Annotated in this window: 27 protein-coding genes; 20 read left to right on the top strand and 7 right to left on the bottom strand. The window is 68.4% G+C overall.

From position 1 onward, the window contains the following. Positions 1 to 26 precede the first annotated feature (26 nt). The 3 genes from cysS (at position 27) to ACHAA3_RS02765 (ending at position 3687) form a co-directional block, all read left to right on the top strand. Positions 27 to 1445 (top strand): cysteine--tRNA ligase, encoded by a 1419-nt coding sequence (gene cysS, locus ACHAA3_RS02775; protein WP_435707410.1) that lies wholly within the window; start codon positions 27 to 29, stop codon positions 1443 to 1445. 1 nt (position 1446) lies between these two features. Further along, positions 1447 to 2391, top strand: coding sequence for a 23S rRNA (guanosine(2251)-2'-O)-methyltransferase RlmB (gene rlmB / locus ACHAA3_RS02770; RefSeq protein ID WP_435707409.1), 945 nt, complete (start codon positions 1447 to 1449; stop codon positions 2389 to 2391). Positions 2392 to 2457: 66 nt separating this feature from the next. Further along, positions 2458 to 3687, top strand: a complete 1230-nt coding sequence (locus ACHAA3_RS02765; RefSeq protein ID WP_435707408.1) for a hypothetical protein — start codon at positions 2458 to 2460, stop codon at positions 3685 to 3687. Between the two features lie 2 nt (positions 3688 to 3689). Here ACHAA3_RS02765 and ACHAA3_RS02760 read toward each other — a convergent pair whose 3' ends face one another. Genes ACHAA3_RS02760 through ACHAA3_RS02750 form a run of 3 tightly spaced genes read right to left on the bottom strand, consistent with a single transcriptional unit; the run spans position 3690 to position 6876 of the window. After that, complete coding sequence (locus ACHAA3_RS02760; protein WP_435707407.1) at positions 3690 to 5219, bottom strand: tripartite tricarboxylate transporter permease; 1530 nt, start codon at positions 5217 to 5219, stop codon at positions 3690 to 3692. Further along, a complete protein-coding gene (locus ACHAA3_RS02755; RefSeq protein ID WP_435707406.1) occupies positions 5219 to 5812 on the bottom strand; it encodes a tripartite tricarboxylate transporter TctB family protein in 594 nt (197 codons plus the stop codon). Before ACHAA3_RS02755 ends, ACHAA3_RS02760 begins: the two co-directional genes overlap by 1 nt. After that, positions 5809 to 6876 (bottom strand): Bug family tripartite tricarboxylate transporter substrate binding protein, encoded by a 1068-nt coding sequence (locus ACHAA3_RS02750; protein ID WP_435707405.1) that lies wholly within the window; start codon positions 6874 to 6876, stop codon positions 5809 to 5811. The genes ACHAA3_RS02755 and ACHAA3_RS02750 overlap by 4 nt, the downstream gene beginning before the upstream one ends. 46 nt (positions 6877 to 6922) lie before the next feature. Between ACHAA3_RS02750 and ACHAA3_RS02745 the strand changes: the two genes are divergently transcribed. Both ACHAA3_RS02745 and ACHAA3_RS02740 read left to right on the top strand, forming a co-directional pair. Beyond that, complete coding sequence (locus tag ACHAA3_RS02745; protein ID WP_435707404.1) at positions 6923 to 8200, top strand: sensor histidine kinase; 1278 nt, start codon at positions 6923 to 6925, stop codon at positions 8198 to 8200. Further along, a complete protein-coding gene (locus tag ACHAA3_RS02740; RefSeq protein ID WP_435707403.1) occupies positions 8197 to 8928 on the top strand; it encodes a response regulator in 732 nt (243 codons plus the stop codon). Before ACHAA3_RS02745 ends, ACHAA3_RS02740 begins: the two co-directional genes overlap by 4 nt. Before the next feature lie 3 nt (positions 8929 to 8931). Here the strand turns inward: ACHAA3_RS02740 and ACHAA3_RS02735 are convergent, their stop codons facing one another. Beyond that, the gene (locus ACHAA3_RS02735) at positions 8932 to 10257 is read right to left on the bottom strand and encodes a D-arabinono-1,4-lactone oxidase (protein ID WP_435707402.1); all 1326 of its coding nucleotides are present in this window, start codon (positions 10255 to 10257) and stop codon (positions 8932 to 8934) included. A gap of 141 nt (positions 10258 to 10398) precedes the next feature. On the opposite strand from ACHAA3_RS02735, the gene ACHAA3_RS02730 reads away from it, so the two are divergent. Together ACHAA3_RS02730 and ACHAA3_RS02725 are read left to right on the top strand one after the other, a co-directional pair. Beyond that, positions 10399 to 10947 (top strand): hypothetical protein, encoded by a 549-nt coding sequence (locus ACHAA3_RS02730; protein WP_435707401.1) that lies wholly within the window; start codon positions 10399 to 10401, stop codon positions 10945 to 10947. Between the two features lie 13 nt (positions 10948 to 10960). Then, entirely contained in the window at positions 10961 to 11566 is a 606-nt protein-coding gene (locus ACHAA3_RS02725) for a flavodoxin family protein (RefSeq protein WP_435707400.1), read from the top strand. A 4-nt stretch (positions 11567 to 11570) separates the two neighbouring features. On the opposite strand, the gene ACHAA3_RS02720 is transcribed toward ACHAA3_RS02725, so the two are convergent. Next, on the bottom strand, positions 11571 to 12734 hold the full coding sequence (locus ACHAA3_RS02720) for an amino acid deaminase/aldolase (protein WP_435707399.1): 1164 nt from the start codon (positions 12732 to 12734) through the stop codon (positions 11571 to 11573). A gap of 130 nt (positions 12735 to 12864) precedes the next feature. Here ACHAA3_RS02720 and ACHAA3_RS02715 point away from each other — a divergent pair, with 130 nt between their 5' ends. Further along, positions 12865 to 13788, top strand: a complete 924-nt coding sequence (locus ACHAA3_RS02715) for an NADP-dependent oxidoreductase (protein ID WP_435707398.1) — start codon at positions 12865 to 12867, stop codon at positions 13786 to 13788. A 25-nt stretch (positions 13789 to 13813) separates the two neighbouring features. Here ACHAA3_RS02715 and ACHAA3_RS02710 read toward each other — a convergent pair whose 3' ends face one another. Beyond that, entirely contained in the window at positions 13814 to 14290 is a 477-nt protein-coding gene (locus ACHAA3_RS02710) for a nucleoside deaminase (RefSeq protein WP_435707397.1), read from the bottom strand. A gap of 28 nt (positions 14291 to 14318) precedes the next feature. After that, entirely contained in the window at positions 14319 to 14933 is a 615-nt protein-coding gene (mftR, locus tag ACHAA3_RS02705) for a mycofactocin system transcriptional regulator (protein ID WP_435707396.1), read from the bottom strand. Between the two features lie 100 nt (positions 14934 to 15033). On the opposite strand from mftR, the gene mftA reads away from it, so the two are divergent. From mftA to ACHAA3_RS02645, 12 genes are all read left to right on the top strand, one after another. Beyond that, complete coding sequence (gene mftA / locus ACHAA3_RS02700; protein WP_435707395.1) at positions 15034 to 15138, top strand: mycofactocin precursor MftA; 105 nt, start codon at positions 15034 to 15036, stop codon at positions 15136 to 15138. A 16-nt stretch (positions 15139 to 15154) separates the two neighbouring features. Next, positions 15155 to 15430: a mycofactocin biosynthesis chaperone MftB gene (gene mftB / locus ACHAA3_RS02695; RefSeq protein ID WP_435707394.1), complete on the top strand. Its 276-nt coding sequence runs from the start codon at positions 15155 to 15157 to the stop codon at positions 15428 to 15430. Further along, positions 15427 to 16659, top strand: a complete 1233-nt coding sequence (gene mftC / locus ACHAA3_RS02690) for a mycofactocin radical SAM maturase (protein WP_435707393.1) — start codon at positions 15427 to 15429, stop codon at positions 16657 to 16659. Before mftB ends, mftC begins: the two co-directional genes overlap by 4 nt. 19 nt (positions 16660 to 16678) lie before the next feature. Then, positions 16679 to 17890, top strand: coding sequence for a pre-mycofactocin synthase MftD (gene mftD, locus ACHAA3_RS02685; protein ID WP_435707392.1), 1212 nt, complete (start codon positions 16679 to 16681; stop codon positions 17888 to 17890). After that, positions 17890 to 18597 carry a mycofactocin biosynthesis peptidyl-dipeptidase MftE gene (gene mftE / locus ACHAA3_RS02680; RefSeq protein ID WP_435707391.1) on the top strand — a complete coding sequence of 236 codons (708 nt, stop codon included), beginning with the start codon at positions 17890 to 17892 and terminating at the stop codon, positions 18595 to 18597. Before mftD ends, mftE begins: the two co-directional genes overlap by 1 nt. After that, a complete protein-coding gene (mftF, locus tag ACHAA3_RS02675) occupies positions 18594 to 19976 on the top strand; it encodes a mycofactocin biosynthesis glycosyltransferase MftF (protein WP_435707390.1) in 1383 nt (460 codons plus the stop codon). The genes mftE and mftF overlap by 4 nt, the downstream gene beginning before the upstream one ends. Next, on the top strand, positions 19973 to 21562 hold the full coding sequence (locus ACHAA3_RS02670; RefSeq protein WP_435707389.1) for a GMC family oxidoreductase: 1590 nt from the start codon (positions 19973 to 19975) through the stop codon (positions 21560 to 21562). Before mftF ends, ACHAA3_RS02670 begins: the two co-directional genes overlap by 4 nt. A gap of 133 nt (positions 21563 to 21695) precedes the next feature. Further along, positions 21696 to 22385: a GntR family transcriptional regulator gene (locus tag ACHAA3_RS02665; RefSeq protein ID WP_435707388.1), complete on the top strand. Its 690-nt coding sequence runs from the start codon at positions 21696 to 21698 to the stop codon at positions 22383 to 22385. 5 nt (positions 22386 to 22390) lie between these two features. Further along, positions 22391 to 23284 carry an isocitrate lyase/PEP mutase family protein gene (locus ACHAA3_RS02660; RefSeq protein ID WP_435707387.1) on the top strand — a complete coding sequence of 298 codons (894 nt, stop codon included), beginning with the start codon at positions 22391 to 22393 and terminating at the stop codon, positions 23282 to 23284. Then, positions 23281 to 24693: a dihydroorotase gene (locus tag ACHAA3_RS02655; RefSeq protein WP_435707386.1), complete on the top strand. Its 1413-nt coding sequence runs from the start codon at positions 23281 to 23283 to the stop codon at positions 24691 to 24693. Before ACHAA3_RS02660 ends, ACHAA3_RS02655 begins: the two co-directional genes overlap by 4 nt. Next, complete coding sequence (locus ACHAA3_RS02650; RefSeq protein ID WP_435707385.1) at positions 24690 to 25364, top strand: isochorismatase family protein; 675 nt, start codon at positions 24690 to 24692, stop codon at positions 25362 to 25364. The genes ACHAA3_RS02655 and ACHAA3_RS02650 overlap by 4 nt, the downstream gene beginning before the upstream one ends. Continuing rightward, positions 25361 to 25696, top strand: a complete 336-nt coding sequence (locus tag ACHAA3_RS02645; protein WP_435707384.1) for a DUF1330 domain-containing protein — start codon at positions 25361 to 25363, stop codon at positions 25694 to 25696. The genes ACHAA3_RS02650 and ACHAA3_RS02645 overlap by 4 nt, the downstream gene beginning before the upstream one ends. The last annotated feature ends 127 nt before the right edge of the window (positions 25697 to 25823 follow it).

Here is a 25823-nt window from a genome sequence, read left to right as displayed (position 1 = left end):
CACTGACCAGCCGGTAGACTGGGCCGGTGGCATTCAGGCTCTACGACACCGCGACGCGTCAGGTGCAGACCCTCGACCCGGTAGTTCCCGGTCAGGTGAGCATCTACCACTGCGGTCTGACCGTTCAGGGACCGCCGCACATCGGACACATCCGCAAGGAAGTGGTCTTCGACGTGCTGCGGCGCTGGCTGGTGCGCGCCGGCCTCGAGGTCACCATCGTCGCGAACGTCACCGACATCGACGACAAGATCATCAGCAAGGGCGCCGAGCAGGGGCGGCCGTGGTTCGCGGTGGCCTATGAGAACGAGCGCGCGCTGCACGCCGCCTACGAGGTGCTGGGATGCATCCCGCCGACCTACGAGCCGCGCGCCACCGGCCATGTTCCCGAGATGGTCGAGATGATTCAAGAGCTCATGGGTCGCGGGCATGCTTACGCTGCCGATGACGGCTCTGGAGACGTGTACTTCGACGTGCGCTCGTGGCCCGACTACGGCGTGCTGTCGCGTCAGGACATCGACGACATGCTGCCGGCCGAGGATGCTCCGCCGGCGGGCAAGCGCGATGCGCGCGACTTCGCCCTGTGGAAGGGACGCAAGGACGGCGATCCCGCATCCGCGTCCTGGCCCACGCCCTGGGGTCGCGGTCGTCCCGGCTGGCACCTGGAGTGCTCGGCGATGGCCGCCAAGTACCTCGGCGACGAGTTCGACATCCACGGCGGAGGACTGGACCTGCGGTTCCCGCACCACGAGAACGAGCTGGCCCAGTCCGCCGCGGCGGGTCAACGCTTTGCTCGCTACTGGATGCACAACGCGATGCTCAACCTGTCGGGCTCGAAGATGAGCAAGTCCGTCGGCAACACCCTGATGGTCAGCGAGGTCGTCAAGCGGGTGCGCCCCATCGAGCTGCGGTACTACCTCGCGTCGGCGCACTACCGCTCGATCGTGGAGTTCTCCGAGGATGCGCTGACCGAGGCTGCCACGGCCTTCACCCGGATCGAGGGCTTCGTGACCCGGGCGGCCGAGCTGGTCGGCCCCGGCGAGCTGGGCGAGCCGACCCTCCCGTTCGCCGCCGCGATGGACGACGATCTCTCCGTGCCGGCCGCGCTGGCCGAGCTGCAACGCGTCATCGCCGAGGGCAACCGCCTGTTGTCAGCGGGTGCGTCCGACGACCTGCGCGCGGCGCTGGCGGCGGTGAGGTCCATGCTGGACGTGCTGGGACTCGACCCGCTCTCGCCCACCTGGGCCGGGTCGTCCTCGGGAACCGGTGAACGCGAGGCCATCGATGGACTGGTGGCAGGACTGGTCGAGCAGCGTCAGCAGGCGCGCGCCGACAAGGACTTCGGGGCCGCCGACCGGGTGCGCGACCAGCTCACCGCGGCTGGTATCGAGGTCGAGGACACACCGCAGGGGCCTCGTTGGTCCCTGCGCACGAAGGGAGCCCGCTGACATGGCAGGCAACAGCCAGCGCCGAGGCGCGATCAAGAAGACCGGCAAGGGCAACCCCACCGCAGGCTCGGGCGGCCGACGCCGCAAGGGTCTGGAGGGCAAGGGCCCCACGCCCAAGGCCAACGAGCGTCCGTACCACAAGGCGTACGGCGCAGACCGGCCCGAGCGACGGGAGATGGCACGCCCCAAGCGCAAGCCCGGATCGCAGGCCGAGTGGGTCGCAGGACGCAATCCGGTGGCCGAGCTGCTGCGGGAGCGGGTACCCGTGCAGGCGCTCTACGTGGCCGAGGGCACCGAGCGCGACGAGCGCATGCGCGAGATCTTCAAGCTGGCCGCCGAGCAGCACGTCAACCTGCTCGAGATCGGTCGTCCCGAGCTCGACAAGCTGACCCTCGGCGCCACGCACCAGGGCATCGCGATCAAGCTCAACGCCTACGACTACGCCACGATCGACGACCTGCTCGACCGTGCGGCCGAGCGCGCCGAGGATCCACTCGTCGTGGTGCTCGACGGCATCACCGACCCACGCAACCTCGGGGCGATCATCCGGTCGGCGTCCGGCTTCGGCGCCCACGGTGTCGTCATCCCCGAGCGCCGTGCCGCCCAGATCACGGCGGCGGCCTGGAAGACCTCGGCCGGTGCGGCCGCCCGGGTGCCGGTTGCGCGCGTGACCAACCTGACCCGTGCGGTCAAGCAGCTGCAGGAGGCCGGACTCATGGTCATCGGCCTGGCCGCCGACGGCGAGGTCGAGCTGCCCGACTCCACCCTGATCGACGGCCCGGTCGCCCTGGTGATCGGCAGCGAGGGCAAGGGACTGTCGCGCCTCGTCGGAGAGACCTGCGACCAGATCGCCTCGATCCCGATGTCGACCGGTCTGGAGAGCCTCAACGCGGGCGTGGCGGCCGGCGTCTCGCTCTACGCCGTGAGCCGCGTGCGCCTCCAGTAGGTGGTGTCGCACGGTCAGGCCTAACGAGTTTGACAATCATTATCAATAAGGGTCAGGATGCTGACCATGAGATTGCACAGCACCCGTTCCCTGTTCACCCTGCTCGCGGCCGGCGCCACGCTCGCGGCCTGCGCCTCCCCATCCAATTCCGGTGGAGGCGGCACCGATGCGGCCGAGGAGGCCCCCGCCGCGGAGCGGGAGTCCACCGCCACCCCTCAGCCGCGTCTGGTCATCGCCTCGGACAGCGGAGCCGAGGTCGTCGGCGGTCAGGATCTCGCGAGCCTGAGCCAGTACGACCTGGCCAGCCGGCCCAAGCTGCAGATGGCCGGCGACGACAGGCACGTGTTCGTGCTGCAGTCCGACGCCGGCACGGTCGGTGTCGTGGACCCGGGCTCCTGGACCGAGGCCCACGGCGATCACGGGCACTCCTACGTCACCGATCCCTCGCTGCTCGACACGACGTTCGACGACGGCACGAGTTACCACGTCGTCAGTGACGACGAGCGCAGCGTGGTCTGGTTCGACGATGACGGCTCCTTCCAGTCCTTTGACTGGAAGGGACTGGAGGACGACGACATCGACGTGCAGCGTGTCGAGACCGGCGCGGGACACCACGGAGTCGCCGCCCCGACGGCGGACGGTGGATTCCTCGCCTCCTACCCCGAGGGCGAGGATGCTGCCGGCGTGCTCGTCCTCGACGAGGACGGCACGGAGACCAACCGGATCGAGGGGTGCGCCGGCCTGCACGGGGAGGCGCATGCCGGCGACGAGGGATATGCCTTCGGCTGCTCCGACGGTGTCCTCGTCGTCGAGGAGGGCGAGGGCGCCACGATCGACTCACCGGTCGAGGGTGCCGGCACGCGGGCGCTGTTCGGAGCCCATGACTCCGACGTGCTGGTCGGCAACCTGACCAGCGAGTCCGACGACTCGGTCGCCGAGCAGATCGCGCTCTACGACCTCGAGGCCGGCAGCTCGACCGCCGTGGGCCTGGGGGTCGAGTTCTCCGGGGTCTCTCGCGCCGATGGTCAGTCGGCCGTGGTGGGGACCGACGGAGCCGCCCACGTGCTCGACGACGCGACCGGTGAGGTCGTGGAGAAGATCGACGTGATGGAGCCGTGGGAGATGACCGACGACTACACCGTTCCCACGCCGCAGATCGCCATCGGTGGCGGCTTCGCCTGGGTCACCGACCCTCGGGACAGCTCCATCGCGTTGTTCGAGCTCGGCACCGGCGAGGAGCGCACGCGCTCGACCCTCGCCGATGTCCCGACCTCGATGATGCTGGTCAACGGCTGAGCTCAGCCGACCGAGGTGGGGGTGCGGTCGTCGGTGCGTCGATGACGCAGGTGCTGCACGACGCTGGCGACGACCGCGACCGCCATCAACGCATAGAGGGTCACGGTGATGTTCGATCCGAACAGGATGGACGGATCTCCCTCGGAGACGGCCAGGGCGCGGCGCAGCTGCGTCTCGGCGACCGGGCCGAGGATCGCGGCGATCAGGACCGGTGCGAGCGGGATGGCGAATCGGCGCATGCCGAATCCGATCATCCCGATGGCCAGCAGCAGCCACAGATCGGTCGTCGACGAGGCGACTGCGTACACGCCCAGCATCGCGATGACCGTGATGCCGGCGTAGAGGTAGTGCCGGGGGATCACCAGCAGCTTGGCCCACACCGCTGCGAACGGCAGGTTGATCGCCAGCAGGATCACCAGGCCGATGAAGAGGCTCGCCAGCAGGGGCCAGACCAGGTCGGCGCTGCGCTCGAACAGCAGCGGTCCGGGCTGCAGACCGTACTGCTGGAACGCGGCGAGCAGCATGGCGGCCGTGGCCGAGGTCGGTAGCCCGAGGGCCAGCAGGGCACCCATCGCGGTGCCGGCGGTCGCATTGCCCGCAGCCTCGGGGCCGGCGACGCCCTCGAGGGCGCCGCGGGTGCCGAAGTCGGGGTCCTCGCGGCGAGCGGCCAGCTTCTTCTCGGTGCCGTAGGCCAGGAAGGTGGGTACCTCGGAGCCGCCGACCGGGATCACGCCGAACGGCAGGCCGTACGAGGTGCCGCGCAGGAAGGCCGGCGCGGCCTTCCGCAGCTCGGCGCGGGTCGGGTACGGCGATCCCTCGGCCGAGACCGGGATCGGTGCCGAGCCCTCTCGGCGGATCTTCGAGGCGACGTGGAAGACCTCGCCCAGGGCGAGGAGGCCCACCGTGACGACGACGATCGGGATGCCGTCGAACATCGCCGGACTGCCCAGCGTGAAGCGTTCGGCGCCGCTGGCGCTGTCGATGCCGACCAGGGCGATCGCCAGGCCGATACCCAGTGCGGTGAGGCCTCGGATCACCGATTCGGCGACCACAGCCGAGATGGCCACGAAGGCGAAGGCGGCGAGGGCGAAGTACTCGGCCGGTCCGAACAGGGAGGCGAGCTCGACCAGGTAGGGCGAGAAGAACACCACGACGGCGGTGGCGATCATGCCGCCGGTGAAGGCGCCGATGGCCGCGATCCCGAGGGCTTTGGCCGCGCGGCCGTCCTGGGCCATGCGATGGCCCTCGAAGGTCGTGGCGATCGCCGAGGAGTTGCCGGGTGTGTTGAGCAAGATCCCGGACGTGGAGTCACCGAACAGGCCGCCGAAGTAGATGCTGGCGAACATGATGAACGCGCCGGTGGGATCGAGGCTGAACGTGACCGGCAGGAGCAGTGCCACGGCCATGGCCGAGCCCAGGCCGGGCAGCACGCCGACAGCGGTGCCGAGAATGGCGCCGATCAGCAGCAGAGTGAGGTTGAGCGGCGTCAGGACCTCGGCGAAGCCGCCGCCGAGCAGGGACAGCTGATCCATCACAGGACTCCTTCGAGGATGCCCGCGGGCAGGTTGAGGCCGAGTCCGGCCGAGAACGCGAGCTGGATCGTGGCCGAGACGAGGGCCGACACGACGATGTCGAACTGGGGGCGTGTGCTGCCCAGGGCGTGCGAGATGGCCCAGAACAGGGCGCCGGCGCAGATCAGCCAGCCCACCGGCTCGAGCAGCAGCACGAAGATCACGAGACTGCCGAGCACCATCGCGACCGATCTCCAGTCGACGGTCTCGGTCGCGGAGCTGGTCCTCTGGTGATCGATTCCGCCCAGGTCCTCGAGCATGGCCCGGGACACCTCGGCCTCGCGATGCGGTGGCAGCGGCGGATGCCGCAGCACGTCGATGGTCAGCAGCGCGGCCTGCAGGTACAAGAACCCGGTCACGATGATCGGGAAGAATCGCGGCCCCGGGGTTCCTGATCCCTCGGGCACCTCCATGACCGCGGTGCCGACGGTCAGGAAGACGGCAAGGGCGAGCACGCCGAACGCGAAGCCCAGCTCGCTGTGCTGGATGGCCCAGGCGCGCCATCCGCGCGTCGTGGCGAGCTGTGGGGGCGTGGGTGACTCGAGGGCGGTCACAGTCCGAGCTCCTGGATGATCGTGTCGATGCGGGTGGTCTCCTCGACGAGGAACTCGCCGAACTTCTCGTCGGTGAGGTACTCCTCGACCCAGTTGTTGCGCTCCAGCGCGTCGTCCCACTCGCCGGTGCGGCGCAGCTCGTCGGCGATCGCGAGCATCTCGGCCTTCGTCTCGTCGTCGATGCCCGGCGGGGCCACGAAGCCGCGCCAGTTCGACATCGTCACGTCGACGCCCTGCTCCATGAACGTGGGCACGTCGACACCGTCGAGGCGTTGCTCGGCAGAGATGCCGAGGGCGCGCATCGTGCCCGCCTCGATCTGGTCGCGGAACTCGTTGAACCCCGACAGCCCGACGGCCGCGGTCGAGGACAGCATCGAGGTGACCACCTCGCCGCCGCCGGGGTAGGCAATGTAGTTGATGCTCTGCGGGTCGATGCCCGACTCCTCGGCGAGCATGCCGCTGAGCAGATGGTCGATGCCGCCGAGCGAACCGCCTGCGATGGGGTAGGCGCCGGGGTCCTCGGTCCATGCGGTGATGAAGTCGTCGAGGGTCTCGAACGGCGAGTCGGCGGGGACGACGAGGGCGTTGTAGTCGTCGGCCATGCGGGCGATCGGCGTGATGTCCTCCAGCGTCTCGCCGGAGTCCGACAGGAGCACGCCACCGATCATGACGCCGCCGGTGACCAGCATGACGTCGGCGCGATCCTCCATGCGCGCGACCTGGCTGAGACCGATGGTTCCGGCTGCTCCCGGAACGTTCACGACCTGGGTCGCGTTGACGATCCCGTTGACCCGCAAGGCCTGCTGGGCCTCTCGGGCGAAGCCGTCCCATCCGCCGCCGGGTGCGGCCGGCGCGATGATCGTGAGCTTGGTGCGGGGGCTCGGTGCGCCCCCAGAGCTGCTCGCGTCGGCGACCGCGAAGCCGAGCACGACGGTGGTGATCGAGCCGAGGGCGATCGCGGAGAAGGTCCTGCGCATGCGAGTGTTTCCTTTCATCGACTCGCCGGCTCCAGTGGGATCGGCGATGCTGATGACGATGGCACCGATGGGTGTGACGGTCGACACGTCGACGACTTGTGCTCATAAGTGCTGCTGGCGAAGGAGGTGGATGATGCAGGGCGTGCGCGGTTTTGCCACCGGCCGGTATCGAGGGCTGGTCGTGCTGCTCGTGCAGTGCTGCATCGTCATCGGTTGTGTTGCCGTCACCACCTGGGCCGCATCGACGATCCAGGAACGGCAGATCCGCGACGCGACCGCCGAACGCGTGCTCGCCGTGGCCCGGAGCCTGTCTGCTCTCGAGCAGGTGCAGCAGGCGATCGGTGCACCCGACGCCTCGACGGAGCTGCAGCCGCTCGCCGATCTGGTCGGCGAGTCGTCCGGGGTCGACTACGTGGTCATCACCGACGGCGAGGGCGTGCGCCTGACGCACCCCACACCGGCCGAGCGGGGCCGACCGGTCTCGACCGACCCACTCATCGCGTTGTCGGGCAGCGAGTTCGTGGGCACCGAGGTCGGCACCCTCGGTCCCACCCTGCGCGCCAAGGTGCCGATCCGTCGCGACGGTGTCGTGGTCGGAGCTGCGTCCGTCGGGATCCTGGAGCGCGACATCGCCGCCGACCTGCGTGACGGGTTGTGGGCCCTGGTGCCGTGGACCCTGGGCGCACTGATCGTCGGATGTGTCGCCGCCGCGCTGCTCGCCCGAAGCGTCAGTCAGAAGGTCCGCAGGCTCGAGGAGGACGTGACCGAGCTGGACCTGCAGCGCCGCGTCGCCCGCGCCCTGCGCGACCAGACCCACGAGTTCAGGACCCGGATGCACGTGGTCTACGGGCTCGTCGAGAGTGACGACTCCGGAGCGGCGCTGGACTACATCGCCGGCCTGGTCCCCGTGGCCGGCCCGGGCAGGCGAGGCGATGACGCCGAGATCGCCGACGTGCGACTCTCGGCGCTGGTGGGTGCCGTGGCGGTCGAGCTGGCCGACGGCGGCGGCGAGCTGCGACTCGCCCCGCTGACCACGGTGGCGCACGACGTCCTGCACGACGACGACCTCACGGTCATCGCCAACCTGCTGAGCAACGCGGTCGAGGCCACCGGCGGTGATGGCCGGGTCAGGGTGTTCCTGCAGGCAGACGAGTCGTGGATCGAGGCGGTCATCGAGGACGACGGGCCCGGTGTCGCCGCTGCTGTCGAGACCACCTTGTTCGAGCGCGGATCCACGACCAAGGCTGCGCAGGCCGATCACCTGACACGCGGCACCGGCCTGGCCCTGGTGATGGACGTGGTCAGGGCGCGCGGCGGTCATGTGGACGTCGGTCGCTCCGAGCTCGGTGGTGCACGGTTCGCGGTCAGTCTCCCGACCGCCACGGTGCCCGAATCGAGGCCGGTCCGGTGACGTCGATCAGAACGTTGGTCGTCGACGACGACCCTGCGGCCGGACGGCTGCACGCGGGGTACGTCGAGACCGAGCCGGGATTCTCCCTGATCGCCACGGTCGACTCGGGGCGTGCAGCGCTCAATGTCGTCGAGCACGCCCCGGTCGATCTGGTGCTGCTGGACATCAACCTGCCGGGCATCAGCGGCATCGAGGTGCTGCATCGCCTGCGCCGGGCGGGGGTGCGGCCCGTCGACGTCATCGTGATCTCCTCGTCGCGCGACCGGGTCACGGTGCGGCAGGCCCTGTCGGCGCAGGTCGCCGACTATCTCGTCAAGCCGTTCAGTCGGGAGGCCTTCTCCCAGCGGCTGCGGGCCTACGGCGAGGCGAGGTCCGTCACCCGGGCCGTCAACGAGGATCGCTTCGGCCAGCAGGAGATCGACTCGATGATGCGCGGTGGAGCTGTCGCAGCCCGGACGCCCCCGGGCCCTCGGGTCGCGGCCGACGCGGTGGTGCAAGGGCTCCCCAAAGGATTGTCGGTGCCGACGATGGAGCTCGTGCTGCAGGTGCTGAGGGAGCAGGGATCGGCGACCGCCCGCGAGATCGGTGAGGGCGCGGGGACCTCGAGGGCCACGGCGCGCCGGTACCTGGAGCACCTGAACGAACGGGGGACCGTCGACGTCTCGCACCGGTACGGGGGCCAGGGGCGGCCCGAGCTGCTGTATCGGTTGGCGCCGCCGACGACCTGATGCTCAGCCGAGCACGCGGTCGAGGTAGGTGTTGGTGAACAGGCGGCCCGGGTCGGCCGCGTCGCGGACGGCCACGAAGTCGGCGAACCGCGGGTAGAGGCGTTCGAGGTCCGAGGCACCCAGCGTGTGGAGCTTGCCCCAGTGCGGGCGGCCCTCGTGTGCGGTGAAGATGTCCTGCGCCGCCGCGAAGTAGTCCGTGTGGTCCGAGCGCCAGTACTGGTGCACCGCGACGTAGCAGCTGTCGCGGGCGTGGCCGTTCGAGAGCCAGATGTCGTCCGCGGCGGCGAAGCGGACCTCGATCGGGAACGAGACGTGCCCGTGACCCGCATCGAGCCAGCGGTCCAGCTCGGCGAGCACGTCGGGCAGCGCGGCACGCGGCATCGCGAACTCTGACTCGCAGAATCGGACGGTGCGGTGCGAGACGAGGACCCGGTGGGAGTCGTCGGTGTACTCGCGAGCGCCCAGCACCGAGCCGCTGAGCCGGTTGACGTGCGGGATCAGGTTGGGTCGGTGAGCAGCGATGCGGTTGATGGCCCCGAACACGGTGTTGGACAACAGCTCGTCGTCGAGCCAGCCTCGGAGTCGTCCGACCGGGTCACGCTCGGTGCCGGGCGGGACGCGATTGTTGCGCTTGAGCAGGGCCTTGTCGGTGTGCGGGAACCAGTAGAACTCGGCGTGGTCGTTGGACTCGACCAGGTCGTCGATCTGCTCCAGCACGGCGGGCAGTGCCACGGGTTCCTCACGGGCGTGCAGCAGGAACGCCGGCACGCACTGCAGCGTGACCTCGGTGATGATGCCGAGGGCACCGAGGCTGACACGAGTCGCGCCGAACCACGGGTGCTGCTCGTCGACCTCGACGATCGAGCCGTCGCCGATGACCAGCTGGACCGCCACGACGGCGGCGGCGATGCCCTGCAGGCGCCCACCGGTGCCGTGGGTTCCGGTGCTGATCGCGCCGGCCACCGACTGAGGGTCGACGTCGCCGAGGTTGGACAGGGCGAGCCCCAGCGCCTGGAGTCGGGGGTTGAGGTCGCGCAGGGAGATGCCGGCCTGCACGCGGACCTGCCCGCTCGGGGCGTCGTGCCACAGCACGGCGGCCATCTGGTCGAGCCGGACCTGCACGCCGTCGGTGGCCGCGATCGAGGTGAAGGAGTGACCGGCGCCGACCGCCTTGACCGTCTGACCATCGGCGGCTGCCTGCTGGACGATCGTGGACACGTCCCCGGAGGTGCGTGGCCGTGCCGTGCGTGCCGGGTGCGCAACGACGTTGCGGCCCCAGTTGGTCCAGGATCCAGAGGCCTCGACCAGGTGCTTGCCGGGGAGTGTCACGCCGTCAGTATGGCGCAGCGTCGAACCGGGATCGATGCGTCCGATCCACGCTCCCGCGGTTTGATGACGGTCAGCGCGGGTATGACATGGGTGATGCGGGCTCAGAGCGGGCCCTCGCGCAGCTCACCTGAGGAGCACACCATGGCAGAACGAAACACCACTGTTCGCAGTCTTCACGACATCGGTCTCGGGGTGTGGTTCGGAGGCTCGCTGATGGGCGCGGTCGGACTCAACGGCGCGACGGCCGATGCGCAGGACCCGGCGGAGCGGCTGAGGCTCTCCTCGCTCGGATGGAAGCGTTGGGCGCCGGTGAGCGCTGCCGCGATCGCCATGCACGGGGTCGGAGGTCTGGGACTCATCCGGGCCAATCGCGAGCGCGTGAAAAACCAGGAGGGCGCCGCCTCGAACACGGCTCTGAAGACGGCGCTCACCCTCGCCGCAGCCGGTGTCACGGCCTACAGCGGTGCGCTCGGTGCAAAGGTGGAGGAGCAGAGCCAGCAGGGCGGGCGTGGAGCGACCGAACCGGCCGCCGGCGCATCCAGCGATCTCGCTTCGGCGCAGCGACAGCTGAAGATCGCGCAGTGGGCCATTCCGGCCATCACCGGACTGCTCGTGGTGCTCGGCGCGCAGCAGGGAGAGCAGCAGAAGCCGTCCCAGCAGTTCGCTCAGCGTCTCCGCAAGAAGATCTGACGGGGCGGCGGGCATGACCTCGAAGACCGTCCTTGCACTGAACTGCTCGCTCAAGCCCGGCGATGAACCGTCCAGCGGCGACCTGATGGCTCATCAGTTCGTCGACGCGCTGGGCGAGCACGGGGTGAGCGGCAGCGTGGTGAGGGTCGTCGATCACCGCATCCTGCCGGGTGTCGAGGCCGACATGGGCGATGGCGACGACTGGCCGTCCATTCGTGACCGGGTGCTCGCGGCCGACATCCTCGTGTTCGTGTCGCCCACCTGGATGGGTCACATGTCGAGTGTCGCGCAGCGAGTCCTGGAGCGTCTGGACGCGGAGGTGGCGACGGAGGGGCCCGACGGAAATCCGGTGTTGTCCGGCAAGGTCGCAGTGGTCGGTGTCGTCGGCAACGAGGACGGCGCGCACAAGATCACGGCGGATCTGTTCCAGGCGCTGAGCGACGTGGGGTACACCATCCCGGCGCAGGGTGGCACCTACTGGAACGGTGAAGCCATGCACAAGGTCGACTACCTCGACCTCGACGAGACACCGCCGGCGATCGCCGCGGCGCTGAACGCTGCGGCCGCGAATGCTGCACACCTGGCGGACCTGCTGGGGCACAAGCCCTACCAGGCCTGAGTGCTCACCCGAAGTTCTTTGCCTCGCCCCGGTAGGTGGGCACGACCTCCGTGCCGCCGGCACCGTCGACGAGGACCACGGAGCTGAACCGCTCGCACATCTCGCCGGCCTTGGCGTGCCGGAGCAGCACTCGGTCGCCGATGGCGAGGTCGGTTGCGGCGGACCCGCGCAATGGCGTCTGCACCTCGCCTGCGCCCTCGTTGTCGATCAGCGCGAGACCCTCGGGCCACACCGGGGTCGGTCGGCGATTCTTGTCGGTGCTGCCCGAGGCGATGTACCCGCCGCCGAACACGGTGGCGATGTCCTCGGCGGGGCGTCGGACGACCGAGAGCGCGAAGAACGCGGCGGGACGCGACTCGAAGGCGTTGTAGTCATCGAAGAGGGTCGGAGCGAACAGTCCCGATCCGGCGGTCAGCTCGGTGATGGCCGGGTCCCCGCCGGTGATCTCCAGGCTGCCGGTGCCACCGGCGTTGACCAGCTCGAGGTGGGCGACGTGACGCACCGCCTCGACGATCTCGCCGCGCCGGTCGGTCAGCTCGGCGGCCGATCGACGCTTGACCATCCGCACGGCGCGGGAGGTGTCGGGCAGCCCGGCGATCTGGGCGTCGTAGAACATCAGGCCGACGAGCCGGTAGCCGGCTCGCCCCGCGATCATCTGGGCGAGGTGGGTCGCGTCGTCGACGCTGTGCACTGGTGAACGGCGGACACCGAGGTGGAGGCGACCGATGCGCAGGGAGGCGTCGACGTCGAGGCACAACCGGATCTCGGGGCGGTCCACCGGGAGCAGGGCGTCGATGACGTCGAGCGCCTCGATGCTGTCGACCATGACCGAGATGGCGGCCAGGCGGGCCTCGTCGGCGATCAGGTCGCGCAGGGCGGCCGCGTCGACGGTCGGGTAGGCCAGCAGGACGTCGTCGGCGCCGCAGTCGACCAACCAGTTGGCCTCGGCCAGCGAGTACGCCATGATCCCGGCGAACCCGTCCCGGACCAGGGTGCGCTCGATGATCGACCGCACCCGGATCGACTTGCTCGCCAGACGGATCGGAACGCCGTCGGCGCGCTGCACGAGATCGTCGGCGTTGGCCCACAGGGTCTCGGCGTCGATGATCGCCAGCGGGGTGCTGAGGTCGTGGGTCGCGCTGAGCAGTCGCTGAGGTGAGGAGGCCACGCGGCCAGTATGGCGCAGGAGACGATGGCCGCGGATCTGATCGATCTAGCAGGCGGGCGCCGGCTCGATCCGGTGCCCTCTACAGTGATCGACCACCCGACCGACTACATGGGAGAACATGATGAGAGCTATGGGAATCAGCGCCTTCGGGGGCCCCGAGGTCGTTGAGGTGCTGCACGTCCAGGAGCCTGCGCCGCGAGCTGGTGAGGTCCGGATCGTCATGGAGGCCGCAGCTCTCAACCCAGTCGATGCTGCGACCCGCGAAGGCATCCTGATGGGTCTCGGTTTCCACGGTGAGCCCCCGCTGACGTTCGGGTGGGACGTGGCCGGAACCGTGGACATGGTCGGTGCAGACGTGTGGCGGTTGTCGCCCGGAGACCGGGTCATCGGTATCTCGACCCACATGTTCGACAGCCCCAGGACCCACAGTGAGCTCGTGGTGCTCAGCGAGACAGCGGTGGCGGCCATTCCCGCTGAACTGGATGCCGGTGCGGGGTCGACGCTTCCGCTTGCGGGACTGACCGCCCTGCAGGCGCTGGACCTGTTGGCGTTGCGTCGTGGGCAGTCGGTTCTCATCACGGGAGCGGGTGGTGCGGTCGGCACGCTTGCACTTCAGCTCGCGCGCATGCGAGGGCTGAAGGTCGTCGGTGCCGGCGCAGCTCGCCACCGCCAGCTCGTGCTCGAGCTGGGGGCGCACGAGTTCGTCGAGACCAGCGAGCTGGCCCAGAACGTGCGGCACGTGGTGCCCGGCGGAGTGGACGGCGCAATCGATGCTGGCGTCGTCGGACAGGCCTGTCTCGACGCAGTGGTCGAGTCAGGTGCTCACGTCAGTCTGGTGGTGCTGGAGCGTCCCGCTCCGCTGCGGGACGTGCGTTCTGAGTCGTTCGCCGTTCGGCCCGACTGGGAGCAGCTCACGTTGCTGTCGTCGCTCGCCGCGACCGGATCGCTTCGGACGGGGCCGGTGCGGTGGTTCTCCTTCGACGAGGCGGTCGAAGCGCACCGCGCACTCGCAGCTGGCGGACTGGGTGGGGCGAGGCTGGTGCTGCGGCCCTGAGCTCCGGGGCAGGTGGGTTCTGCCTTCACACCGGCCGGAAGCGAGCGATCAGGAGCTGGTGGACCAGCTCGGCATATTCGGGGAATGGGCCGCGGACGGACAGGTGAGGCGCCACCTCGGCGATGGTCAAGGGCGCGAGCGATCCTCGCTCGGCTCCCAGCTCTGCCCACCACGCGCCCAGCTGCTCGGTCGATGCGGCGAACACGATGGGACCCAGTCCACAGCGGGCGTGGGCGCTGGAGCACATGGCGCAATGCTCGCCCGAGGTGTAGACCGTCGCGTGCGCGCGCTCCTGCGCCGACAGGTTCAGCGCTGCCCAACGAGCCAGGGTGATCTCAGGGTGCAGCGTCGGGTCGCCCTCGGACTCACGATTGTGATCCTCGGCGAGGATCGTCCCGTCCGCGCCGACCAGCACCGATCCGAAGGGCTCGTTGCCGGTGGCCAACGCCCGTGCAGCCATGTCGATGGCGCGCTGAAGATGGGTGCTGTCGATCGTGTCCATGGGGGAATCCTCTCGTACGGATGGTGTCTCAGTGGGGAGTGAACGGCTCGAGACCAAGATGATCGCGCAGTGAGCTCATCGCCGCGTCGACGAACGGCTTCAGGTCCGTGCCCTCGGTCGTGAGCCACTGCTCGTAGGCGGTCATGGCAAGCGCGAGGCTGACGTGTCCGGCCACCAGAGGAAGGATGTCGTGCGAATCGAGACCTCGTCGGTCGGCGACGTACTCGGCGATGACCTCGCGCCACTCGGCGTACTGGTGGACCGAGTGCGCCTGCAGCGCCGGGGTGGAGAGGATGAGCGTCATGCGTTGGCGGTGCACGGGCATCGTGTCGGTGTCGAAGTCGTTGAACGCGACGACTCCGCGGTGCACGGCCTCCCAGACCGGAAGGTCTGACGGCATCGCGGCGAGGATCTGGCGAAAACCCTCGAGGCTGTCGGCGAACTGTCCCCACGGGATGTCGTTCTTGGACTCGAAGTACCGAAAAAGTGTGCGTCGCCCGACGCCGACCGCCGACGCGATGTCCTCGAGCGTGGTGCCTTCGAAACCGTGCTGAGCGAACAGCGCGAAGGCTGCTCGTTCGATATCCCCGTGGCTGGTCACCACCGGTCGTCCGGTACTTGATCGCGGGCGGGCTTCGGGCATGGACGAAATCTAGCAATTCCGAGGACGATCTCTCTGGAGCGCTTCCTTTTGGCCACGGGTGCCATTACTGTGTGAGGCACACAACACCGAAGGAGTCGCCATGAACGTCGAACCCCACACCGAGCCCGTGCTCGACGGCGAAGTCGTCACACCCGAGTCGCTGATCGAGGAAGTTTCGATCGACGGCATGTGCGGCGTCTACTGAGACCGGAGATCGACTGATGTCAGGGATGCTCGACGAGTCATGGCGGCTGTCGCCTTCGGTGGAGCTGCGCCCCGAGCCGTTCGGCGCGCTTGCCTACCACTTCGGCAACCGCAAGCTCACCTTCCTGAAACGCCCTGAGCTTGTGGCGCTGGTCCGTGCGCTCGACGAGCATCCCGACGTCCGTTCGGCACTCCTGTCGGCGGGCATTCCAGAGCCGCAGTGGCCGGCCTACGAGACTGCTCTGCAGGGCCTGGCCGCCACCGACATGATCCGCACGAAAGGCGTCGCATGACCATCCTCGAGACCCGTCCCGTGATCGACCGTCCGAAGAACGGCTCGTTGATCGAGCAGTTCGAGCACGGTCTCGACGCGCCGATCTGCCTGACGTGGGAGCTGACGTACGCCTGCAACCTGGAGTGCGCGCACTGCCTGTCCTCATCGGGCCGTCGTGATCCCAACGAGCTGACCACCGAGCAGGCAGAGGCGGTCATCGACGAGCTGCAGCGCATGCAGGTCTTCTACGTCAACATCGGCGGTGGCGAGCCGACGATCAGACCCGACTTCTGGCACCTGCTGCAGTACGCGGTCGACCACAACGTGGGGGTCAAGTTCTCGACCAACGGCGTGCGGATCAACCCGGAGAAGGCAGCCTTGCTCGCCTCGACCGACTACGTCGACGTGCAGATCTCCCTGGACGGGGCGACGGCCGAGGTCAACGACTACGTGCGCGGCCCCGGGTCCTACGACACCGCCATCGCCGCGTTGAAGAACCTGCAGGCTGCCGGTTTCAAGGATGCCAAGATCTCCGTCGTCGTGACCCGTCAGAACGTCACCCAGCTCGACGAGTTCAAGGCGCTGGCCGATCAGTACGGTGCGACGCTCCGCCTGACGCGCATGCGGCCGTCGGGCCGTGGGGCCGACGTGTGGGACGAGCTGCACCCGCTCCCGGAGCAGCAGAGGATCTTGTACGACTGGCTCGTCGCGAACGGCGAGAACGTCCTGACCGGTGACTCGTTCTTCCACCTTGCGGCGTTCGGCGAGAGTCTGCCGGGTCTGAACCTGTGCGGAGCGGGCCGGGTGGTGTGCCTGATCGATCCTGTGGGCGACGTGTACGCCTGCCCGTTCGCCATCCACGACAACTTCCTGGCCGGGAACCTGCTCGCTGACGGTGGGTTCCAGCGGGTCTGGCAGAACTCCGAGCTGTTCAACGAACTGCGCTCACCGCAGACCGGCGGCGCCTGCACGAAGTGCGAGTTCTTCGACTCCTGCCGCGGCGGATGCATGGCGGCCAAGTTCTTCACCGGTCTGCCGCTCGACGGTCCCGACCCCGAGTGCGTGCAGGGCTACGGCGAGACCGCACTGGCTGGAGATCGCATCATCCCGGCCCAGAGCCAGGACCACTCGAAGTCCAATCCGACGCGCAACCAGCCCGTCATGCTGACCCTCACCCGGCGTGAGGACCTGCAGGCGCCGCCGGTCTCGGCGTGTGCTGAGGATCCGCTCGCTGGTTTCACCCTCTAGCAGAAACGAAGATCACCTGATGTCGATGAACCCCTGGGCCAAGAACCCCTGGTTCGAGTCCGTCGCCGTGGCTCAGCAGCGCGCCAAGAAGCGACTGCCCTCGTCCGTGTACGGCGCCCTGGTGGCCGGATCCGAGCGCGGTCAGTCCATGAGCGACAACGAGCTGGCCTTCACCGAGCTCGGGTTCGCTCCCCACGTCGCGGGGCATCCGCACGAGCGGAAGATGGACACCTCGGTGATGGGCCAGGCCATCTCGCTGCCGGTGATCATGTCTCCCACTGGGGTGCAGGCAGTGCATCCCGACGGTGAGGTTGCCGTCGCCCGTGCTGCCGCCTCGCGCGGCACGGTGGTCGGTCTGAGCAACTTCGCGAGCCGGTCGGTCGAGGATGTCGTCCATGCCAACCCGGCCACGTTCTTCCAGATGTACTGGACCGGCGATCGCGATGTCATGGTGCAGCGCATGCAGCGTGCCCACGCCGCAGGATCGGTGGGGCTCATCGCCACGCTCGACTGGTCGTTCTCGATGGGACGCGACTGGGGCAGTCCGGAGATCCCCGAGAAGGTCGATTTCAAGACGGCGATGAAGTTCGTGCCCCAGGTGATGCGGAAGCCGCGCTGGTTGGCCTCCTTCGCGCGCGAGCTTCCCGATCTGACAGCGCCCAACCTCGCTGCTCCCGGCGAGTCGAAGGGCCCCACGTTCTTCGGTGCCTACTACGAGTGGATGACCACGCCGCCGCCGTCGTGGGACGACGTGCAGTGGATGCGTGAGCAGTGGAAGCAGATCAGCGGGAAGCCATTCATGCTGAAGGGCGTGTGCCGAGTCGACGATGCTCTGCGCGCCGTGGACAGCGGCGTCGACGCCATCTCGGTGTCCAATCACGGCGGAAACAACCTCGACAGCACCCCCGCTCCGATCCGGGCTCTGCCTGCGGTCGCGGACGCCGTGGGCGACCAGGTCGAGGTGCTGCTCGACGGAGGTGTCCGCCGGGGTAGCGACGTCGTGAAGGCCGTTGCTCTCGGCGCCCGGGCGGTCATGATCGGTCGCGCTTACCTGTGGGGACTGGCGGCCAACGGCCAGCCCGGTGTGGAGAACGTCCTCGACATCATGCGCAGCGGCATCGACTCGGCGATGCTGGGCATGGGCGTCGCTTCGATCGACGAGCTCGAGCCAGGTCATCTGGTCATGGACGCGGACTTCCGACGCAATCTCGGCGTCCCCGCGTCGAGCTGATGCACCTCGCGCACTCGGCGTGGACCGACATCGGCGAGCGGCCCCTGGTTCTGGTGCCGACAGGTTCCCTCGAGCAGCATGGCCCGCACCTGCCGTTCGACACCGACTCGGTCATAGCCGTCGCGGTCGCGCAGGGTGTGGCCGCCGAGGTCGAGGGTGCCCTGGTGGCACCACCGGTCATCTACGGCAGCAGCGGTGAGCACCAGAGCTTTCCCGGAACATGCTCGATCGGCTCGGATGCGCTGCAGATGATGCTCGTGGAGCTGGTCCGTTCGATGCGGACCTGGGCGGGGCGGGTGGTCTTCGTCAACGCTCATGGCGGGAATCTGACGGCACTCGTTGCTGCAGTCACGCAGATGCGCGACGAAGGCCACGACGTGGCCTGGATCCCTTGCGCCACCGAGGACGTTGACCTGCACGCGGGTCTCACCGAGACGTCCTTGATGTTGCACCTGAGACCCGAGTCGGTCCGGTTGGATCGGGCAGAGCCGGGAGACACCCGGCCGCTGGCGGACATCCTGCCGTTGTTGATGTCTGGTGGGGTGGCTGCGGTCTCGCCGAACGGCGTGCTGGGCGATCCGGCCGGCGCCGACGCCGCTCGTGGGTCGCGGCTCCTGGCACAGATGATCGCTGACACGAGGAGCGCCGTCCGGGAGGGCGATGTCAACGCCCACGGGCGACTCTCGCCGGTCCTGCCAGCACCATGATCGAGCCGCTCTGCGTTCGTCTGCACGACGACGTGGCTGTGGGCCCGGTCCTGGTCCGGTCCGGGCGGGTGCTGCGGCTCTCACCCACAGCCCAGTCCATGCTTGCCGACCGCGTGGTCGTGGCCGATTCCCGGCCGACGGTCGCGCTGGCTCATCGCCTGATCGACCTCGACCTGGCACGACCGGTGCGCAACGACCACGCGGTCGCCGACGTGTCGGACCTCACCGTGGTGGTGCCGGTGAAAGACCGCCCCGCCGAGGTGGGGAGATTGCTGGCAGAGCTCTCGGGGCGGGTCGAGTGCATCGTGGTCGACGATGCATCCGGGGACCCCGAAGCGCTGCGCGTCGTCGCCGATCCGCACCGAGCCCGATTGCTCAGGCTCGAGGAGAACCTCGGTCCGGCTGGCGCCAGAAATGCCGGCCTGGCCCAGGTCTCGAGTCGGTTCGTCGCCTTCGTCGACTCCGACATCAACCTGAGCACCTCAGACCTGGTGCGACTGCTGGAGGAGTTCGTCGATCCCGACCTTGCAGTCGTGGCGCCCCGCGTGCGCACCAGGGGCGGCGAGCGCTGGTTCGAGCGCTACGAGGACGGGTGCGGTGCCCTCGATCTGGGGGCGAGGTCGGCGACGGTCCGGCCGTGGTCAGCCGTGGCCTACGTTCCGAGCGCGTGTCTCGTGGCGAGGGTGGATGCCCTCGGCGACGGATTCGACGAGTCGCTGATCAGCGGCGAGGACGTGGACCTCGTCTGGAGACTGATCGCTGCGGGCGGTCGCGTTCGCTACTGCGCGGACGTGCAGGTCTGGCACGACCACCGGAGCACGGCGCGTGGGTGGCTCGGTCGCAAGTTCTTCTACGGCACCAGTGCGGCAGCGCTGGCCCGTCGACACGGATCGAAGGTCGCGCCGGCCGTGCTCTCCGCCGAGTCGGCAGCGCTGGTCGCCGCGGTGGTCGTCCAGAGGCGGTGGGCCACGGTGGTCGCAGCCGGACTGGGGTTGCGGTCTTATCGGGTGGTGTCGGCGCAGCTGCCCGAGCTGGACCGGAACGAGCGAGCCCGGCTGACGGGTGCCTCAGCCAGCGCCACGGCTCGGCAGGCCTCGGCGCTCGCCCTGCGACACTGGTGGCCGATGGCGGCGGTCCTGATGGTCTTCTCCAGGCGGGCGCGGAAGGCAGTGATCGGCGCAGCGGTCATCGACTTCCTCGTGTCGCGGAAGCGCAGCTCGACCGCTCTGGGGCCGGCACGGTTCCTCGCCGCCCGCCGGGTCGACGACCTGGCCTACGGAGCCGGCGTCTGGTGGGGAGCATTCCGTGCGCGATCGATCAGATGTCTGCTGCCGGCACGTTCGAGCGGTGTCGGGTCGGGGCAGGGAGGTGGCTCGTGACGGGTTACGACGTCGTGATCGTGGGCGCAGGTGCGGCCGGGTGCGTCCTGGCGAGCCGGTTGTCCGAGGACCCGACCACCTCCGTACTGCTCGTCGAGGACGGAGGCCCCTCGCGCCATCCGATGCTCTCGGTGCCCCGGGCCTTCTACTACTCCCTGCGGTCGCAACGATTCACCCGTCGCTTCCAGACCAGCCCGGCGAGTGGCGTCCCGCCGGAGTGGTGGACCCGGGGGCGAGGGCTCGGCGGTTCCACCACGGTCAACGGCCTGATGTACACCCGCGGTGCTGCTGCGGACTACGACGCGCTCAAGGCGCAGGGGTTGGACGGTTGGGGCTGGTCGCAGGTCCTCGCCGCATATCGGGCCATCGAGGACCACGAGCTGGGCGCCTCGTCGACCCGAGGCGCTGGCGGCCCTCTCGCCGTGTCGGTCCCGCGGTCCGACGACGGGGTCACGAACGCGGTGCTGGTCGGTGCCGAGCGGTGGGGGCTTCGACGAGTCGAGGACTTCAACGACTCCGACGGCGATCGGGTGGCCTTCACGCCGGCCACCATTGCCCGTGGTCGGCGGGTGAGTGCCGCGACGGCGTTCCTGCGACCTGCACTCGAGCGACCCAACCTGACGGTGGCGATCCGGGCACGCGTGGAGCGGGTGCTGATCGAGGGTGACGTGGCGGTCGGTGTACAGGTGCGGCGCGGTGACGATGTCGAAGAGGTCCGGGCGCGACGTGAGGTCATCGTCGCGGCGGGCGCGATCGAGAGTCCTCTGCTGCTGGAACGATCGGGTATCGGATCTCGCGAGGTGCTGACCGACGCTGGGATCGACACCATCGTGGACAGCCCGCGCGTCGGAGAGGGCCTGATCGAGCATCGAGGGGTGAGCATGCAGGTGCGGTTCCGCGACCGTCTCGGCGTCACCGAGCGGTTCAACTCGCGACTGGGGCGCGCCGTCGAAGGCGTCCGCTACCTGGCGACGCGGCAGGGCCCCATCGCGACCAGCGGTTACGACGTGGTCAGCGCCCTGCGGTCCTCGCCGGGCCTGGAGCGGCCGGACGTGCAGGGCGTGTGGATACCGATGGCGATCGATGAGACGTCAGAGCAGATGGGGCCCGCGCCCTACTCGGGCCTGCTGTTCACCGGTTACGCACTGCGCCCGACGTCGGCGGGTTCGGTGCACGTCGCGTCGAGCGATCCGGCGGCACCGCCGAAGCTCGAACCGCACTATCTCGAACACCCGGCTGAATGTGCGGCGACCGGGGCGATTCTCGACCATGCGCGCTCGGTGCTGGCCGGGTCGGATCTGGCCGACCTGATCGATCACGAGGTCTTCCCGGGACCCGAGGTCGCGTCGAGCGCTGACGTCGTGGCACATGCCCGGTTGGCTGGGGGAGGGATCTACCACGCGGTGGGATCTTGTGCGATGGGCGCAGGGGCGGACTCGGTGGTCGACGTGGACCTACGGGTTCGAGGCGTTTCCGGCCTGCGAGTGGTCGATGCGTCAGTGCTGCCGTTCCACGTCTCGGGAAACACGGCGGCACCGGTCATGGCGATGGCCTGGCTCGCAGCCGACAGGATGACGCTGAGGTAGCCTTAAACTGTTGACAGTTGACATGGGGCGGCTCACAATGAAGGTGCCCCGGTGACGCGCTGGGGCTTTCAGGGGTGGCAGCGGTGCTGGTCTCCGCCCCATGAGCGGCCCTGGGGGGTCAGGAGGAGGTCTGATGGACGACGAGATCGGATCGACGTTGTCGCGTGACGGCACATTCTCGCAGCGCACCGAAGCTGTGCTTCGCGAACGAATCCTGGACGGATCCATCGCGCCGGGGGAGCGTGTCAACGAGGTGGCTCTCGCCGGGGCTCTCGGCATCAGCCGGGGCCCCTTGCGCGAAGCCATCCAGCATCTCGCCGGCGAGGGGCTCCTCACGATCATCAGTCACCGGGGAGCGTTCGTCCGCACCTTCGAGCCGCGAGAGATCCACGAGCTCTACGATCTGCGCACGGCCTACGAGATGCACGCCGCCCGACTGGCGTGTGTCCGGGCGAGCGAGGAACAGCTGGCCGACTTCGTGGATTTCGTCGCTGCCACGGGGGACATCATGTCCGCCGAAGGCGACGGACGCTACCCGGTGGAGCGAGACTTCCACAGCCAGCTGATCGCTCTGGCGGACAACGTGGCTCTCGCGCGCGCCGCCGCAGAGACGCAGGCGCAGATCTCCTTGGCTCGCTCCATGTCGGCCAAGGTCGCTGTCCGCGCCAAGGCTGCGCTCGACGAGCACGCCGACATCGCGGATGCACTTGCGCAGCGATCGGCCGACGATGCGGCACGTTGTGTGCAGATCCACCTCGACGAGGCCCGCACCAGCGCCATGGCGGCGCTCGGCTTCGACGACAACCCGCGAAAGACGGAGTGACGACCATGACCACGACCACTGGACTGCGCCACCTGATCGAGCAGGCGCACGGACCGATTCTGCTTCCTGGCGCACCGAATGCCCTCACTGCGCGCGTCATCGAGCAGGCTGGCTTCGAGGCGGTCTACGTTTCGGGCGCTGGAGTCACCAACACCTACCTCGGAATGCCAGACCTCGGGCTGATGTCGATCACTGAGCTGGTGGGCCACGTGGGCGCGATGGCTGAGGTGGTCTCGATCCCCCTGGTGGTTGATGCGGACACGGGCTTCGGCAATGCGTTGAACGTGCAGCGCACCGTCCGCCAGCTGGAGCGGGCGGGAGCCTCCGCCATCCAGCTCGAGGACCAGGTGAGCCCGAAGAAGTGCGGACACTTCGCCGGTAAGGAGGTGGTCTCGATGCAGGAGATGGTCGGCAAGGTGCACGCCGCAGTCGATGCGCGGCTCAGCGAGGACATGCTGGTCATCGCGCGCACCGACGCGCTGTCCACCGAAGGGTTGGAGGCGGCCTGCGAGCGAGCCGCGGCCTACTCCGAGGCAGGTGCCGACATCTTGTTCGTGGAAGCGCCCACGACCACCGAGCAGATGGCGCACATCGTGCGCACCGTGCCGGGCCTCCACATGGCCAACATGGTCGAAGGCGGGATGACCCCACTGACGTCACGGGACGAGCTCGGTGAGCTCGGATTCTCGATCGCTCTGTACGCGAACGCTGCGATGCGCGGGGCCGTCGCGGGGATGAGGCAGGTCATGGCCCATCTCATGACCCATGGCGACACCGTGCACGCCACCGAGCTGATGATCAGCTGGGCCGATCGCCAAGGACTGGTTCGCAAGACCGAGTTCGACGAGCTCGACCGGCGGTATGCGGCCGATCTGCCATTCGAAGGAGCGCTCTCATGACCGTGCACGACACCCGTCTCACAGGAGGTCGTGTCTTCCTGCACGGCACGGGACTGTCCGAAGTGGATCTACTCATCACCGACGGGCTGATTGCCGGCATCGTTGCGCGCGGTACGGCCGCCGAGGCCCGTGAGGAGGTGCAGCTAGGAGGCAAGGTGGTTCTGCCCGGGGCGATCGACCCGCACGTCCACCTGGGCAAGGACATCCGGGTCCCAAAGGATCCCGACGATGCCCGGCTCGAGACCGCGTCCGCCGTCGCCGGTGGCATCACCTCGATGCTGGTCTACCTGATGAGTGGCGAGCCGTACGAGAGCGTCGTGCCCGGCGCCCAGTCCGTCATGGAGCAGGACTCCTACGTCGACTTCGGCTTCCACATCTGTGTGGGCACCGATGACCACGTCCACGACATCCCGGCCTACATGCGAGAGTTCGGCATCTCGAGCTTCAAGTTCTTCATGAACTTCAAGGGCGAGGAGGGCGCCTACCTGGGCCTGCCGGGCAATGATGACGGCTACATGTACGACGTGCTCGGCATGGCTGCAGACAACGGTGCCATGATCAACCCGCATCCCGAGAACATCGAGCTGGTCTGGAAGCTCAAGAGCCGAAAGATCGATGAGTCGCGCGGTCCGCTCAGCGCGTGGAACCAGTCGCGTCCTTCCTTCGTCGAAGCCGAAGCAGTGCAACGTGTGGCCTACATGGCCCAGATCACGGGTGCCTCCGTCTACGCGGTCCACACCAGCAGTCAGCTGGCCCTGGAGGCGATGGAGCGCCAACGGAGGTCCTACGACAATCTCTTCGTCGAGACCTGCACGCAGTACCTCACCCTCACGACCGATGCCGACTGCGGCACGTACGGGAAGGTCAACCCGCCGATCAGGGAGCGGGACGACCTCGAAGCACTGTGGGCCGGGCTTGCCGACGGACGTGTGGACACCGTCGGGTCCGACCACAACGCTCGTCACCGTTCCTTCAAGGAAAAGGATGTGTGGTCGGCGTCGGCCGGCTTCCCGGGCACCGGCGGGGTGCTGCCGCTGACCCTGAGCGAGGGCCTGCGACGCGGAGTTCCGCTCGCGCGGCTGGTGGACGCGACCTCGACCCGCTCGGCGAAGCTCTTCGGCATGTATCCACAAAAAGGCACGATTCGCGTCGGATCCGACGCAGATCTGGCTGTCGTGGACCTCGACGGAAGCTATGTCATCAATGCCGCCACGCAGCACTCAGGCGCCGACTACACGCCCTGGGAAGGCACCGAGGTGCCGCTGAGCGTCGTGCACACGCTGGTTCGAGGACAGTTCGCACTGCGTGATGGGCAGCTCGCCCCCGAGACGACCGGTCGCTACCTGCGCCGCGAGCACAGCGGCGCGACCGCCCTCGCTGCAGCAGAGCTCGAAGGAGAAACCTCATGACCGAGATCATCGACGACCTGACGCGGCAGCGCTACGATGCCGCAGGCTTCGGCCGGCCTGTCGGCCTCGGTCAGCGGCCGGCCCTGTTGATCATCGACGTGCAGTACCGCACCACCGGAACCGCTCGGGTGGCATTCGACGAGGCGCTCGAGGAGTTCACCACCAGCTGCGGCGAGGTGGCGTGGGACGCCGTGGGCAACATCGCGAAGCTGCTCGAGCTGTTCCGTGGCAAGAACTGGCCGGTGCTCTACCCGTACGTCGCTCCCAAGAAGGGGTTCGACGCTGGTGCGCTGGGAGCCAAGGTGCCTGGCATCATGGATATCCCCGAGCAGGGCTACGAGTTCCACCCGGACATCGCGCCCCTCGAGGGAGAGATCCTGCTCCCGAAGCGCCATCCGAGCGCCTTCTTCGGGACGCCGTTGCTCAGCTATCTGATTCAGGCAGGCGCCGATTCCCTGGTCGTCACGGGCTGCTCGACGTCGGGCTGCGTGCGCGGGAGCGCAGTGGACGCGTTCTCCTACAACTACAAGGTGGCCGTCCCGTCGGACGCCGTCTACGACCGCAGCCCCCTGGTGCACGAGGTCAACTTGTTCGACATGGGGCAGAAGTACGCCGATGTCTCCTCGACGGCTGAGCTGCTGAGCTCCCTTGCCCACATCGACGCTCGATGAGCAGCACGGCGAGCGGCCCTCCGGGTTACATCGTCGCGGAGATCACCGTCAGTGACGCCGAGACGTACGAGGAGTACGTCGAGCGCAGCGGGACGGTGCTCGCCGCTTACGGTGCACGCCTGTTGGTGCACGCCTTCTCGAGCGCCGGCGACCTGATCGTGAAGGAAGGCGGTCGCACGTTCGAGCGCTTGATCGTGGTCGAGTTCGAGAGCCTCGAGCGCGTCACCGAGTTCTACCACTCGCAGGACTACCAGCAGGTGATCGGCCTGCGGCAGTCGTCGGCGCAGTCGCACGTCTACCACGCCGCAGGCGTGCCGCCCGAGGCTGGCTGACCCCACCGCCACCACCTGCGTCGGACGTCCAGAGAAGGTCCGACGCAGGTGTTTTTGCGACGTCCTGGCGCCTGAAACAGGATTGGTATGTAACGTTTACAGAGAACTGTTGACAGTTTGCAGTTGA

Origin of the sequence: Aeromicrobium sp. CF3.5 (assembly GCF_051262695.1) — a bacterium.
In the GTDB taxonomy this organism is placed as follows: Bacteria; Actinomycetota; Actinomycetes; order Propionibacteriales; family Nocardioidaceae; genus Aeromicrobium.
Note: the sequence above shows the minus strand (reverse complement) of the source record. Positions and strands in the feature narration are given on the sequence as shown.

Coding starts and splice junctions, on each gene's coding strand:
- rlmB (WP_435707409.1), top strand. CDS start 1,447: ATGGCAGGCAACAGCCAGCGCCGAGGCGCGATCAAGAAGACCGGCAAG.
- ACHAA3_RS02765 (WP_435707408.1), top strand. CDS start 2,458: ATGAGATTGCACAGCACCCGTTCCCTGTTCACCCTGCTCGCGGCCGGC.
- ACHAA3_RS02760 (WP_435707407.1), bottom strand. CDS start 5,219: ATGGATCAGCTGTCCCTGCTCGGCGGCGGCTTCGCCGAGGTCCTGACG.
- ACHAA3_RS02745 (WP_435707404.1), top strand. CDS start 6,923: ATGCAGGGCGTGCGCGGTTTTGCCACCGGCCGGTATCGAGGGCTGGTC.
- ACHAA3_RS02730 (WP_435707401.1), top strand. CDS start 10,399: ATGGCAGAACGAAACACCACTGTTCGCAGTCTTCACGACATCGGTCTC.
- ACHAA3_RS02725 (WP_435707400.1), top strand. CDS start 10,961: ATGACCTCGAAGACCGTCCTTGCACTGAACTGCTCGCTCAAGCCCGGC.
- ACHAA3_RS02715 (WP_435707398.1), top strand. CDS start 12,865: ATGGGAATCAGCGCCTTCGGGGGCCCCGAGGTCGTTGAGGTGCTGCAC.
- ACHAA3_RS02710 (WP_435707397.1), bottom strand. CDS start 14,290: ATGGACACGATCGACAGCACCCATCTTCAGCGCGCCATCGACATGGCT.
- mftR (WP_435707396.1), bottom strand. CDS start 14,933: ATGCCCGAAGCCCGCCCGCGATCAAGTACCGGACGACCGGTGGTGACC.
- mftA (WP_435707395.1), top strand. CDS start 15,034: ATGAACGTCGAACCCCACACCGAGCCCGTGCTCGACGGCGAAGTCGTC.
- mftB (WP_435707394.1), top strand. CDS start 15,155: ATGTCAGGGATGCTCGACGAGTCATGGCGGCTGTCGCCTTCGGTGGAG.
- mftC (WP_435707393.1), top strand. CDS start 15,427: ATGACCATCCTCGAGACCCGTCCCGTGATCGACCGTCCGAAGAACGGC.
- mftD (WP_435707392.1), top strand. CDS start 16,679: ATGTCGATGAACCCCTGGGCCAAGAACCCCTGGTTCGAGTCCGTCGCC.
- mftE (WP_435707391.1), top strand. CDS start 17,890: ATGCACCTCGCGCACTCGGCGTGGACCGACATCGGCGAGCGGCCCCTG.
- mftF (WP_435707390.1), top strand. CDS start 18,594: ATGATCGAGCCGCTCTGCGTTCGTCTGCACGACGACGTGGCTGTGGGC.
- ACHAA3_RS02665 (WP_435707388.1), top strand. CDS start 21,696: ATGGACGACGAGATCGGATCGACGTTGTCGCGTGACGGCACATTCTCG.
- ACHAA3_RS02660 (WP_435707387.1), top strand. CDS start 22,391: ATGACCACGACCACTGGACTGCGCCACCTGATCGAGCAGGCGCACGGA.
- ACHAA3_RS02655 (WP_435707386.1), top strand. CDS start 23,281: ATGACCGTGCACGACACCCGTCTCACAGGAGGTCGTGTCTTCCTGCAC.
- ACHAA3_RS02650 (WP_435707385.1), top strand. CDS start 24,690: ATGACCGAGATCATCGACGACCTGACGCGGCAGCGCTACGATGCCGCA.
- ACHAA3_RS02645 (WP_435707384.1), top strand. CDS start 25,361: ATGAGCAGCACGGCGAGCGGCCCTCCGGGTTACATCGTCGCGGAGATC.